Annotated in this window: 11 protein-coding genes and 1 pseudogene; 6 read left to right on the plus strand and 6 right to left on the minus strand. The window is 70.7% G+C overall.

Annotation, left to right across the window (positions count from 1 at the left end; all coding sequences use genetic code 11):
- Nucleotides 1-34: 34 nt before the first annotated feature.
- Nucleotides 35-991: an iron exporter MbfA gene (gene mbfA / locus LG391_RS13050; RefSeq protein ID WP_225768434.1), complete on the plus strand. Its 957-nt coding sequence runs from the start codon at nucleotides 35-37 to the stop codon at nucleotides 989-991.
- On the opposite strand, the gene LG391_RS13055 is transcribed toward mbfA, so the two are convergent.
- Nucleotides 988-2,517, minus strand: coding sequence for a trimethylamine methyltransferase family protein (locus LG391_RS13055; RefSeq protein WP_225768435.1), 1,530 nt, complete (start codon nucleotides 2,515-2,517; stop codon nucleotides 988-990). The two genes, mbfA and LG391_RS13055, sit on opposite strands and share 4 nt — an antisense overlap.
- A gap of 1,027 nt (nucleotides 2,518-3,544) precedes the next feature.
- On the opposite strand from LG391_RS13055, the pseudogene LG391_RS35030 reads away from it, so the two are divergent.
- Nucleotides 3,545-3,634: pseudogene (locus LG391_RS35030) on the plus strand (hypothetical protein); the annotation flags it as partial.
- A 33-nt stretch (nucleotides 3,635-3,667) separates the two neighbouring features.
- Entirely contained in the window at nucleotides 3,668-3,823 is a 156-nt protein-coding gene (locus tag LG391_RS34715) for a hypothetical protein (RefSeq protein WP_255646589.1), read from the plus strand.
- A 66-nt stretch (nucleotides 3,824-3,889) separates the two neighbouring features.
- On the opposite strand, the gene LG391_RS13070 is transcribed toward LG391_RS34715, so the two are convergent.
- From LG391_RS13070 to LG391_RS13080, 3 genes are read right to left on the minus strand one after another with little or no spacing between them, the layout of a single operon-like run.
- Nucleotides 3,890-5,245, minus strand: a complete 1,356-nt coding sequence (locus tag LG391_RS13070) for a S8 family serine peptidase (protein ID WP_225768436.1) — start codon at nucleotides 5,243-5,245, stop codon at nucleotides 3,890-3,892.
- Complete coding sequence (locus LG391_RS13075; RefSeq protein WP_225768437.1) at nucleotides 5,242-5,886, minus strand: zf-HC2 domain-containing protein; 645 nt, start codon at nucleotides 5,884-5,886, stop codon at nucleotides 5,242-5,244. Before LG391_RS13075 ends, LG391_RS13070 begins: the two co-directional genes overlap by 4 nt.
- Nucleotides 5,855-6,388 carry an RNA polymerase sigma factor gene (locus LG391_RS13080; protein WP_225768438.1) on the minus strand — a complete coding sequence of 178 codons (534 nt, stop codon included), beginning with the start codon at nucleotides 6,386-6,388 and terminating at the stop codon, nucleotides 5,855-5,857. The genes LG391_RS13075 and LG391_RS13080 overlap by 32 nt, the downstream gene beginning before the upstream one ends.
- Before the next feature lie 221 nt (nucleotides 6,389-6,609).
- On the opposite strand from LG391_RS13080, the gene LG391_RS13085 reads away from it, so the two are divergent.
- Nucleotides 6,610-7,914: an aminotransferase class I/II-fold pyridoxal phosphate-dependent enzyme gene (locus tag LG391_RS13085; protein ID WP_225768439.1), complete on the plus strand. Its 1,305-nt coding sequence runs from the start codon at nucleotides 6,610-6,612 to the stop codon at nucleotides 7,912-7,914.
- 24 nt (nucleotides 7,915-7,938) lie between these two features.
- Here LG391_RS13085 and LG391_RS13090 read toward each other — a convergent pair whose 3' ends face one another.
- Nucleotides 7,939-8,853, minus strand: a complete 915-nt coding sequence (locus tag LG391_RS13090; RefSeq protein ID WP_225768440.1) for a LysR family transcriptional regulator — start codon at nucleotides 8,851-8,853, stop codon at nucleotides 7,939-7,941.
- A 162-nt stretch (nucleotides 8,854-9,015) separates the two neighbouring features.
- Between LG391_RS13090 and LG391_RS13095 the strand changes: the two genes are divergently transcribed.
- Nucleotides 9,016-9,858, plus strand: coding sequence for an EamA family transporter (locus LG391_RS13095; RefSeq protein WP_225769348.1), 843 nt, complete (start codon nucleotides 9,016-9,018; stop codon nucleotides 9,856-9,858).
- Nucleotides 9,859-9,861: 3 nt separating this feature from the next.
- Here the strand turns inward: LG391_RS13095 and LG391_RS13100 are convergent, their stop codons facing one another.
- Nucleotides 9,862-10,533, minus strand: coding sequence for a carbonic anhydrase (locus LG391_RS13100; protein ID WP_225768441.1), 672 nt, complete (start codon nucleotides 10,531-10,533; stop codon nucleotides 9,862-9,864).
- 176 nt (nucleotides 10,534-10,709) lie between these two features.
- On the opposite strand from LG391_RS13100, the gene LG391_RS13105 reads away from it, so the two are divergent.
- Nucleotides 10,710-11,744 (plus strand): ABC transporter ATP-binding protein, encoded by a 1,035-nt coding sequence (locus LG391_RS13105; protein ID WP_225768442.1) that lies wholly within the window; start codon nucleotides 10,710-10,712, stop codon nucleotides 11,742-11,744.
- Nucleotides 11,745-11,766 lie beyond the last annotated feature (22 nt).

Consider the following 11,766-nt stretch of genomic DNA (forward strand, 5'->3'; position numbering starts at 1 on the left):
GGAGAAGCGGAAGGCGAGCGAGGCGGAGACGGCGATGAAGGACTTTTCCGAACTGACCGAGCGGGAGCTGCTGGCCCTGGCGATCGCGCTGGAGGAGGAGGACGCCCGGATCTATGGCGATTTCGCCGAGGGCCTGGCCGCCGACTTCCCGGCCTCGGCCGCGGTGTTCCGCGGCATAGGTCGGGAGGAGGACGGGCACCGCCACCGGCTGCTCGAGCTCTACAAGGAGCGGTTCGGCGACCATATCCCGCTGATCAACCGGCATGTCGTCCGCGGCTTCATCCGCCGCCGGCCGGTCTGGCTGTCCCGGCCGCTGTCGCTGGACACCGTGCGCAAGCAGGCCGAGGCGATGGAAGCGGAGACCCGCCGCTTCTACGAACGCGCGGCAAGCCGCGCCACCGACGCCTCGGTCCGCCAGTTGCTGGGCGACCTCGCGGCGGAGGAGCGCCGGCACGAGCATGTCGCGGAGCAGCTGGAGGCGAAACACGTCCCGGCCAAGGTGCAGGCGCGCGAGGGCGAGGACGAGCGGCGCCTGTTCGTGCTGCAGATCGTGCAGCCGGGCCTGGCCGGGCTGATGGACGGGTCGGTCTCCACCCTCGCCCCGCTCTTCGCCGCGGCCTTTGCCACCCATGACAGCTTCGACACCTTCCTGGTCGGCCTCGCCGCCTCGGTCGGCGCCGGCATCAGCATGGGCTTCGCCGAGGCGCTGTCGGACGACGGCAGCCTGACCGGGCGCGGCCGGCCCTGGCTGCGCGGACTGGTCTGCGGCGGCATGACCGCGCTGGGCGGCCTGGGACACACCCTGCCCTATCTGATCCCGGACTTCCGCCTCGCCACCGGCATCGCCATCGCCGTGGTGGCGGCGGAACTGGCGGCGATCTCCTGGATCCGCCACCGCTTCATGGACACCCCGCTGCTCGCCTCCACCTTCCAGGTCGTGGTTGGCGGGCTGCTGGTGTTCCTGACCGGGATCCTGATCGGGAGCGCCTAGTCGCTGGGCACCCCACCCTCTTCCTTGCGCTTCGCGACGAAGGCGTCGAGCTCCTCGGCGATGGCGGGGTCGAGCGGCGGCGGCTCGAATTCGGCGAGGATGCGCTTGTACAGCTGGTGCGCCCGCTGGGTCGCGTCCGGCGCCCCGACCTCCTGCCAGCTCTCGAAGTTGCGCCAGTCGGACAGCAGCGGCGCGTAGAAGGCGGTCTCGTAGCGCGCCAGCGTGTGCTGGGCGCCGAAGAAATGCCCACCCGGCCCGACCTCGCGGATCGCGTCGAGGCCGAGCGTGTCGTCGTCGACCACCAGCGGCTGCAGGAACTCGGTCATCGTCTGCACCAGCTCGGCGTCGACGATCATCTTCTCGAAGCTGGCGCGTAAGCCCCCTTCGAGCCAGCCGAGGCTGTGCATGATCATGTTGGCGTGGCCCTGCACCGCCGCCCACAGCGACACCATGCTCTCATAGGTCGCCTGCACGTCGACCGCATTCGAGGCGTTGGTGTTGGACGAGCGGTAAGGCAGGCCGTAGCGCCGCGCCAGCTGGCCGCCGGCCAGCGCCGCCTTGGCGTATTCCGGCGTGCCGAAGGCGGGCGCCCCCGACTTCATGTCGACATTGGAGGTGAAGCCGCCATACATCACCGGCGCGCCGGGCCTGACCAGCTGGATCAGGGCGATGGTCGCCAGCGCCTCGGCATTCTGCTGCGCCAGCGCCCCGGCCAGCGTCGCCGGGGCCATGGCGCCGGACAGGGTGAAGGGCGTGACGGTGACGATCTGGCCCGCCTTCGCCATCTCGATCAGGCCTTCGATCATCGGCCCGTCCAGGCGCAGCGGCGACGAGGTGTTGACGACGGTGAACAGGCTGGGCTCGCGCTGCAGCTGTTCGGGGCTGACGCCGCGGGCGATGCGGGCGATCTCGATGCCGTCGCGCATCCGCACCCGGCCCAGCGCATAGGCGTGGAACGGCTTGTCGGACAGGGTCACGAAGGCGCGCAGCGCGTCAAGATGCCGGGTCGAGGGATGCAGATCCACCGGCTCGACCGGATAGCCGCCGAAGATGTGCATCGCGTTCAGCGCCTGGCCGAGCCGCAGCAGGTTGCAGTAGTCGCGATAGTTGCCGACTCGGCGCCCGCCCTCGATGTCGGAGACGTTGGGGGCCGAGCCGACCGAGGCGAAGACGATGGACCGGCCGCCGATCCGGACATCCCGCTCCGGGTTGCGGGCATGGAAGGTATAGGCGGAGGGAGCCTTCGCCACCGCGTCCAGCACCAGGCCGCGGTCGAATCGCACGCGGCGGCTGCCCGGGGTGGTCTCGGCCCCGGCGCGGCCCAGGATCTCGATCGCCTCGTCGTGCAGGAAATCCATCCCGATCTCTTCCAGGATGGTCAGCGAGGCGTCGTGGATGCGCTCGATCTGGTCCGGACGCAGCACCTCGACCGGTGGCATCGGGTTCTCCACCAGCTGCCAGGGACGCTGGTGGAGACCACCCGCGCCGTCACGGCGTCGGCGGGGCGTGGTGCGGCTGCGGCTCATCCTGACCTCGTCTCGATCTCTGGCGACTCCCGGTGCTCAACCCTGGCACGGCCGGCGTCGCGGGACGCCGCCCGGATTCGCCATGCAGCGACGTCAGCGCGACATGTGACATGGGGCACGACGGCAGCCATAATCCTGCTGTAATATGCGAGCTACTCTCAACTGGACCGTATTTCTGTGGAGGATTGTATGCCCCGTCTGCTGGAGCCCGGCGATCCCGTGCCGCTCTTCGTGGTTCCGACGCCGCAGCGGCCGGATTTCCGTTTCGACACCGTGGCCGGGCGCTACATCGTCCTCAGCTTCTTCGGCTCGGCCGGCGATGCCCAGTCGGCGCGGCTCCTGTCGGCGATCGCGGCCGAGATCGGGCCGTTCAACGACGGCCATGCCGCCTTCTTCGGCGTCAGCCAGGACAAGAACGACGCCCAGGCCGGACGGCTGCCGACCCGTGTCCCGGGGCTGCGCCACTTCTACGATTTCGACCGCAAGATCAGCACCAGCTACGGCGCCGACCAGCGCAAGGTCAGCTATGTGCTGTCGCCCAACCTGCGCGTGCTGGCCCGCTTCCCGATCGAGGACGGGGTCGAGCATGCCAAGCTGCTGGTGGAGTTCGTCAGCAAGCTGCCGCCGCTGACCCGGCTGGGCACGGCCACGCCGGGCGCCCCGGTGCTGGTGGTGCCGTATCTGTTCGAGCCGGAATTCTGCCGCGCCCTGATCGACTACTACAACAAGGTCGGCGGCGAGGAGAGCGGCTTCATGCAGACCCTGCCGGACGGCCGCACCGCCGCCGCGGTCGATCACGCCCACAAGAAGCGCAAGGATGCGACGATCGAGGACGAGGCGCTGCGCCTGGGCATGAAGGCCCGAATCGAGCGGCGCCTGGTGCCCGAGATCAAGAAGGCGTTCCAGTTCAACGCCACCCGGATCGAACGCTACATCGTCGCCTGCTACGATTCCGGCGAGGGCGGCTATTTCCGCGCCCATCGCGACAACACAACCAAGGGCACGGCGCATCGCCGTCACTATCAACCTGAACGCCGAGGAGTTCGAGGGCGGCGAGCTGCGATTCCCCGAATACGACCGCCACAGCTACAAGGCGCCGACCGGCGGGGCGGTGGTGTTCTCCTGCTCGCTGCTGCACGAGGCGCTGCCGGTGACCAAGGGCACGCGCTACTGCACCCTGCCCTTCCTGTATGACGAGGAGGGCGCCAAGATCCGCGAGCAGAACCTGTCCTATTTCGCCGACGAGGATCTGCGCAGCCAGCTCGAGCGCAACCTGCTGGGCAAAGAGGCGAAGGCCGCGGGCTGAGGCACCGATTCGGGATCGGCTGTTCCTGCGGCCGATCCCGAACCAAGCGCCTACCGCTCGGCCGGCCTATCCGTTCGAGCATCCGCGCGGGGCCTGCACCAGGCCGACGCCGTAGACCGGATCGCGGCCCGGCGCGCCGAGATCCCGGGCCCGGGATGCCAGCCGGCGCAGCACCGCCGCCTCGCCGTCCTCCGGCTGCGGATCGGCGGCCACGGCGGCGACCACAAAAGGGACCGCGAAGGACGTGCCGGTGACGAGACGGGCCGTGCCGGCCCCATCGGTCACTGGCACCCGCACGCCAGGCGCCGCGACATCGACATAGGGGCCGCGATTGGCCGCGGCATAGACGGCCCCGTAATGGTCGACCGCGGTCACCGCCACCACTTCCGGCAGGGCGGCCGGATAGGCCGGCGGCGCGGTGGGACCGTCATTGCCGGCCGCCGCCACCAGCACCAGCCCCGCCCGGGACGACCGACGGATGGCCTCGGCCAGGATCGCGTTCTCGCGGCCGGCGAAGCTGAGCGCGACCACGCCGACGCGCTGCGCCACCATCCAGTCGAGGGCGAGGGCCACGGCGACGACGCTGGCCACGTCGCCTTCGGCATCGCCGGGCTCGAAGGCATCGGCGGCATACAGCCGCGACCGCGGCAGGAGCGCCGGAGCCCCGCCGGCGATCAGCGCGGCGACGGCATCGCCATGGGCATGATCCTCGGCCCCGGAGGATGAGAAGTTGGCCGACACCAGCCGGCGTCCGAGCCCCTGGCGCAGGGCCAGCGACAGGCCCGTGTCGATCATGCCGACCGCGACTCCGTCGCTGCAGAGGGCCAGGTCGTCGTGCCAGCCGATCAGCGACCGGGCGAAGTCGAGCGGCGGCAACGTCGCGGTTCCGGACGGCCGGTACAGGTGGTGCAGGTCCAGCAGCAGGTCGGGAAAGCGCCGCTGCAATACGGACCGGGCCATCGCCGGCGTCATCCCGCCCGGGATGCGCAGGCGGATCAGCAGCAGGTCCAGCTGCTGCAGCGGCCGTTCGTCGATGGGCCGGAAGCCGATCCGCCGCAGCTCCGCCAGATGCGACCGGGCCGCATCCTCCACCACCACGATCTCGTCGGCGACGATGTCGTGGTCGCCGCCTTGGCGGGATGGCCGCGACGCCGGCGGGCGTCCCACGGCCGCGTCGTCGCGATCATCGGCGTCGTCGCGATCGTCATCCGCGCCGCCGTCGTCATCGCCATCGCCGTCATCGCCGCCATCGTCGTCGCCACCACCGTCATCATCTCCACCGCCGTCGTCCCCGCCCCCGTCGTCGCCGTCGTCATCCGCCCGCGCCGACCAGTCGAAGACGGGGCCGAGATCCGGGACCAGGAGATGCGGCAGTTGCATCGCCAACAGGGCCGCGGCGACCAGGGTGGCGGCGCGGATCATCGGTCGCTGCCGGTCGCGGCCGGCAGGGTCAGGACCGACCAGGCGCCGTCGGCACCGCGGCACGCGATGCCCTCCTCCGCCGCCGGGGACAGGATGCGAAAGGCGCGGCAGCGCCCGGCGAAGCCCGGATCCACCGGCCCGATGATGCGGATCTGCCGGCCCTCGACCGTCACCGTGCTGCCGTCGTCCCCGGTCTCCAGCGCTTCCAGCAACGCCGCCGCCGCGGCCTCGCCGGCCGTATCGGGCGCCGGGCCGGCGGCCGTCCGCACGACACCCGTCTCGCCGTCATGCGGCACGGCGAGACCGAGCCCGAAGGCTGCGACCGCGACCAGGGCCGCGAAGGCCGGCCCGCGCCAGCCGGACAGGCCAAGCCATCGCACCGGATCGAAGGAAAGCCTGAATCGAGAGGCGCCCGGCCGGACCAGCGCCGCGAGCGCAGGCGGCAGCGGGGCCGCCATCGCCTCGGCATAGGCGCCGCGGGCGGCTTGCCCGCCCGATCGCATCAGCCGCGCGGCCTCGGCCGCCGCGGCGTCCTCGCGCAGGACGGCCTCGATCCGCGCCGCCTCCTCTGCCGGCAGCTCGCCGTCGAGATAGGCGACGATCAGCGCATCATCCCAGGATCTGGACCGGTCGTCCGCCATCGTCTTTCCCCTGTTCCTGTCCGTCCAGTGCCCGTCCCAGCGCCAGCCTTGCCCGCGCCAGGCGGCTCATCACCGTGCCGATCGGGATGTCCAGGATCTCCGCCGCCTCGCGGTATGAGGCCCCGTCGATCGAGACCAGCAGTAACACGCTGCGCTGCTCTTCCGGCAGCGCGGCGATCGCCCGTTCCACCGTGCCCAGCGCCAGCCGGATCTCGCCGGCGTGGCCGCGCCCGTCCGGCACCGCCGCCAACGCCTCGTCATCCGCCTCAGTGCGCCGCGTCCGGCGCTGGCGAAGCCGGTCGACCCAGGTGGTCTGGACGATCCGGAACAGCCAGCTGTCCAGCCGCGAGCCCGGCGTGAACTGGTGCGAGCGGGCCAACGCCTTCTCGCAGGCCGCCTGCACCAGATCGTCGCCCTCGTCCCGCGACCCCGCCAGGCCCCAGGCAAAGCGCCGAAGCCGCGGCAGGTGGGCCGCTAGGTTGGACCGCACCTCGTCCCCCACGCCGTCTTCCCTTCCCGTTACAGGGACAACGGCCGAGGCCGGTCCCTATTCCCCGAGGACAATTCCATGGCCGAACGCATCTCGTTCGACGGACGGCCATGCCCGTGACACGCAACCGGCAGGTCAGGGACGATGTTCCCGCATGGCTTCCCTCTGGCTTCGCCGCCCGAGTCGCCGCTAGCCTCCGCATCGTCAGCCACGACCGCGCACCGGAGACGGCCATGCAGCGCCTCGAGACCATGATGACGGACGACCTCCGCGCCTTCCGGCGCCAGGCGGGGGACCGGCATGCCGCCTTCCGCGCCCGCGGACTGAAGCTGGACAGCAGCCGGGGCAATCCGTCGCCGGAGCAGCTGGATCTGTCGAACGCGCTGCTGTCCCTGCCCGGGCCGGACGGATTCCGGTCGGCGGAGGGCGTCGACGGACGCAACTATCCCGGCGACATGCGCGGCCTGCCCGAGGCCCGGGCGCTGTTCGCGCCGATGCTGGGCGCCCCGGCGGAGCAGGTGCTGATCGGCGGCAATTCCAGCCTGCGGCTGATGCACGACCTGATCGTCTTCGCCCTGCTGCACGGATTGCCGGACGGCGAGGCGTCCTGGAGCGCCCAGGCCCCGGTCACCTTCCTGTGCCCGGCGCCGGGCTACGACCGGCATTTCGCCATCTGCGAGGGCTTCGGCATCCGCATGGTCCCGGTGCCGCTGACCGGGCACGGGCCGGACATGGACGTGGTCGAGCGGCTGGTCGCCGAGGACCCGTCGGTGAAGGGCCTATGGTGCGTGCCGAAATACAGCAACCCGACGGCCGAGACCTATTCGCCCGAGACCATAGAGCGGCTGGCGGCGATGCGCACCGCCGCCCCGGACTTCCGGCTGTTCTGGGACAACGCCTATGCGGTGCACCACCTGACCGGGCAGCCGCACGCCCTGTCGAACATCCTGGAGGCCTGCGCCCGGCACGGCCATGCCAACCGGCCCTTCGTGTTCGGCTCGACCTCGAAGATCACCTTCGCCGGCAGCGGCCTGGCGCTGTTCGCCGCCTCCGCCGCCAACCTGGACTGGGCGCGCAAGCACCTGTCGCGGCAGTCGATCGGGCCCGACAAGCTGAACCAGCTGCGCCATGTCCGGCTGCTGCGGGACGAAGCCGGCATCGCCGCGCTGATGGAACGGCACCGGCAGATCATCGCGCCGAAGTTCCAGCGCGTGCAGGCGGTGTTCGCCGAACACCTCGGCGATGCCGGCGTCGCCCGCTGGACCGAGCCCGAAGGCGGCTATTTCATCAGCCTGGACGTTCGCCGCGGCTCCGCCCGCCGCACCGTGGCCCTGGCACAGGAGGCCGGGGTGGCGATGGTGCCGGCCGGCGCGACCTTCCCCTATGGCCGCGACCCGGACGACCGCAACATCCGCATCGCCCCGACCTTCCCGACGGTCGAGAATGTCGGCCTGATGGCCGAAGGCGTGGCGCTGTCGGTGCTGGTGGCGACCAGCGAGTCGATCCTGGCCGAACGCGAGGCCGGCGGCGGCCACTGACCCGGAGCGGTCGGCCGCCCCCGTTCACACGGGAATGCCCGGCCCGGACGAGGTGCTGGTGAAGACGTCGATGGCGAAGTCCACGAAGGCGCGGACCTTCGGGACGAGGTATCGCCTGGACGGATAGACGGCATAGATCGGGGTCTCCACCGCCGACCAGTCCTCCAGAACGGTCGAGAGGGTTCCGCGGGCGAGGTCGTCCGCCACATAGCGGCGGGGCACAAGGCTCAGGCCGAATCCGGCCAGCAGCGCGTCCCGCACCGCGATGCCAGAGGTGACCTTGTACCGGCCGTCGATCGGCACCCGGACCGCCGCTCCGCCCCGCCGGAACGTCCATTCGTCGGCATGGCCGGAGAGGGTGAACTGGACGCAGTCGTGGCGGCGGAGGTCGTCCGGCTGCTCGGGCGCGCCCCGGCGCCGGACGTATTCCGGCGATCCGCAGACGACATGGTCGAGCGTGAACAGCCGCCGCGCGACCAGGCTCGATTCCTCCAGGCTGTCGCTGCCGCGGATCGCGACGTCGTACCCATCCTTCACGATGTCGATGCGGCGGTCGTCCAGGTTGAGGTCGAGCGAAAGCTCCGGGTATCGCGCCAGGAAGGCCGGGATCGCCGGCGACAGGGTCAGCAGCGTCAGCGAGACCGGCGCGGTCACGCGCAGCAACCCGCTCGGCTTGCTCTGCAGGGCGCCGAGCGACCGGTCGGCATCCTCGATGTCGTCGAGGATGCGGCGGACCTGCTGGTAGTAGATCGACCCCGCCTCGGTCAGGCTCATCCGGCGGGTGGTCCGGTTCAGCAGCCGCGCCTGGACGTGCCGTTCCAGCTCGCCGATGTTCTTGCTGATCGCGGCCGGGGAGAGCTGGAGCACCTTGCCGGCATTCGCGAAGCTGCCCTGCTCCACCACCGTCCGGAACACCTTCAGCGCGACCATATGGTCCATATTGTTCACCGCTGGTCGTAAGTGTCGTCACCAGACCGATCATTATCTCGCGAGGGTGAAGATAATACGTTATGGGCCAAGAGGCGGAGGCCTCGGATTCGCGTGAGGCCCGCCGTGACGATCTCCATTGCCCACAAGGATGCGACGGCGAATGCCAGCCAGATGGCGGCGATCCTGACCACCGCCGTCGCTCCGGCCGTCTGGGGCACCACCTACTACGCCGTCACCGCCTTCCTGCCGCAGGGCTATCCGCTGACCGTCGCGATGCTGCGCGCCCTGCCGGCCGGGCTGCTGCTCCTGGCCCTGGTCCGGACTCTGCCCGCAGGCATCTGGTGGGCCCGGATATTCGTGCTCGGCGCGCTGAACTTCTCGATCTTCTTCGCGCTGCTGTTCGTCTCGGCCTATCGCCTGCCGGGCGGGGTCGCCGCGACGCTCGGCGCGGTCCAGCCCCTGATCGTGATCGCGCTGGCCCGCCTGGTGCTGGGCCGGCCGGTGCGGCCGCTCGCTGTCCTGGCCGGCATCGGCGGCGTGGCGGGCATCGCGCTGGTCGTGCTGACGCCGCAGGCGGCGCTCGATCCCGTGGGGATCGCCGCCGGCCTTGCCGGTATCGTTTCCCTGGCTTGCGGCACCGTCCTCTCGCGACGCTGGCAGCCGCCCGTGTCCTCCCTGACCTTCGCTGCGTGGCAGCTTACGGCCGGAGGCCTGCTGCTGGTTCCGGCGGCGCTGCTGCTGGAACCGGCCCTGCCGATCCCGACCGCGGCCAACCTGGTCGGCTTCGCCTGGATCAGCCTGATCGGCGGTGCGCTCACCTACATCCTCTGGTTCCGGGGATTGGCGCGGATCGAGCCGAGCGCCGTCGCGTCGCTCGGGTTGCTCAGCCCCCTGGTCGCGACCTGGGTGGGCTGGCTCCTCCTCGACCAGAGCCTGACGCCGCTGCAGCTCGGCGGCTTCGTCGTGGCGATCATCAGCCTCTGGCTGAGCCAGCGGGCCGCCACGGCCCGGTAGGGATCAGGGACAGCGGATCGCAGACAGCCCGCCGCGCCCTTCATCCGCCACCGGTTCGAATTCGCCGGTCTCCGGATCACGCACCAACAGGCGGCCGGAGGCGACGCCGAAATAGGCGCCGTGCAGCTTCAGCTTGCCGCGCTCGACCAGCGTCGAGACGCAGGGAAAGGTCATCAGGTTCCTCAGGCTCAGCTCGACCGAGGCGAATTCAAGCCGGCGCAGATAGTCGTCGCCATCCTCCGGCTTGCGGGGGCCGAGGCTCTCCGCCGCCGGGGCGATCTGCGACATCCAGCGGCCGATGAAATCGCCCGGCGACAGCGGCTCCTGCTCATCGGCGAAGGCGCGAATGCCGCCGCAATAGGCGTGGCCCAGCACCACGATGTGCTTCACCCGCAGCGCCTGCACGCCGAATTCCAGCGCGGCGCTGGTGCCGTGCTGGGTTTCGCGGTCCGGCTCGTAGGGCGGCACCAGGTTGGCGACGTTGCGCACCACCAGCAGCTCGCCCGGCGCGGCGTCGAAGATGACCTCGGGCGAGACCCGCGAATCGACGCAGCCGACGATCATGATCTCCGGCCGCTGGCCCTTCTCCGCCAGCATCTCGTACCGGCTGCGCTCGGCAGCGAACCGGCCGCTGAGAAAGGCGCGATAGCCCTCGGTAAGCCGTTCGGGAAACATGGCCGCTCTCTTATCCACATCGCCGCGACACCGAATGCGGCAGAAGCGTGGCAATAGCAAACCGCGCCGGCCGCGCCAATACGGACCGCACCGGCGGATCGCGGTTGGATCGGCGTCGGGTCTGCTCTAAGCAGGGCGGAGCTGGTGTTCAGGGCAGGATCGAGAGTGCGGACGGAATGCTGACGCTGGAGCGCATCTGCCGGAGCTTCGGCACCGTCCGGGCGCTGGACGACGTGTCGCTGTCGATCGCGCCTGGGGAGATCGTCTGCCTGGTCGGCCGGTCGGGCTGCGGCAAGTCCTCGCTGCTGCGCATCATCGCCGGGGTCGACGCCCCCGACAGTGGGCGGATCCTGCTGGACGGCGCGGAAATCGCCGGCCCGGGCGGTTTCGTCGAGCCCGAGGACCGCAATATCGGCTTCATGTTCCAGGACTACGCGCTGTTCCCGCATCTGACGGTCGAGGAGAACGTGGCGTTCGGCCTGAAGCGGCTGCCGCGGGAGGCGGCACGCGCCCGGGCGGCGGAGGTGATCGGCCGCATCGGCATCACGGCGTTGGCCGGCCGCTATCCGCATACGCTGTCGGGCGGCGAGCAGCAGCGCGTGGCCCTGGCGCGCGCGCTGGCACCGAAGCCGGTCATCCTGCTGATGGACGAGCCCTTCTCCAACCTCGACCGCGGTCTGCGCGAACAGGTGCGGGAGGAGACCATCGCGACGCTGCGGGCCCTCGGCACGACGGCGATCATGGTCACGCACGACCCCGAGGAGGCGCTGTCGGCCGGCGACCGGGTGGTGCTGATGCAGAAGGGCCGCATCGTCCAGGTCGGCACCGGCTACGAGATATACGACCATCCCAACTCGCTCTACGCTGCCGAGTTCCTGTGCTCCCTCAACCGGATCGCCGGCACCGTCCGCGGCGGCCGGGTGGAGACGCCGCTGGGCAGCTTTCCTGGGCCATTCGACCTGCCGGAGGGCAGCGCGGCCGTGGCCTGCATCCGGCCGCAGGGCCTGTCCCTGGCGCAGCCGGGCGACGGCCCGTCCGGACGCATCGCAAGCATCTCGTTCCTGGGAGAGATCGAGCAGCTGTCGATCCGGGTGGAGGGCGTTCCGGACCTCCTGCGTCTGCGGACCACCAGCCGGATCAACGTCCGGCCGGGCGAGCCGATCACGGTGGCCATCGATCCGGGCAGCGTCCTGGTGTTCGCCGCCGAGTGAGACCGAATGCCACGACGTAACC

The sequence above is a fragment of the Inquilinus sp. Marseille-Q2685 genome (assembly GCF_916619195.1).
Lineage (GTDB): Bacteria > Pseudomonadota > Alphaproteobacteria > DSM-16000 > Inquilinaceae > Inquilinus.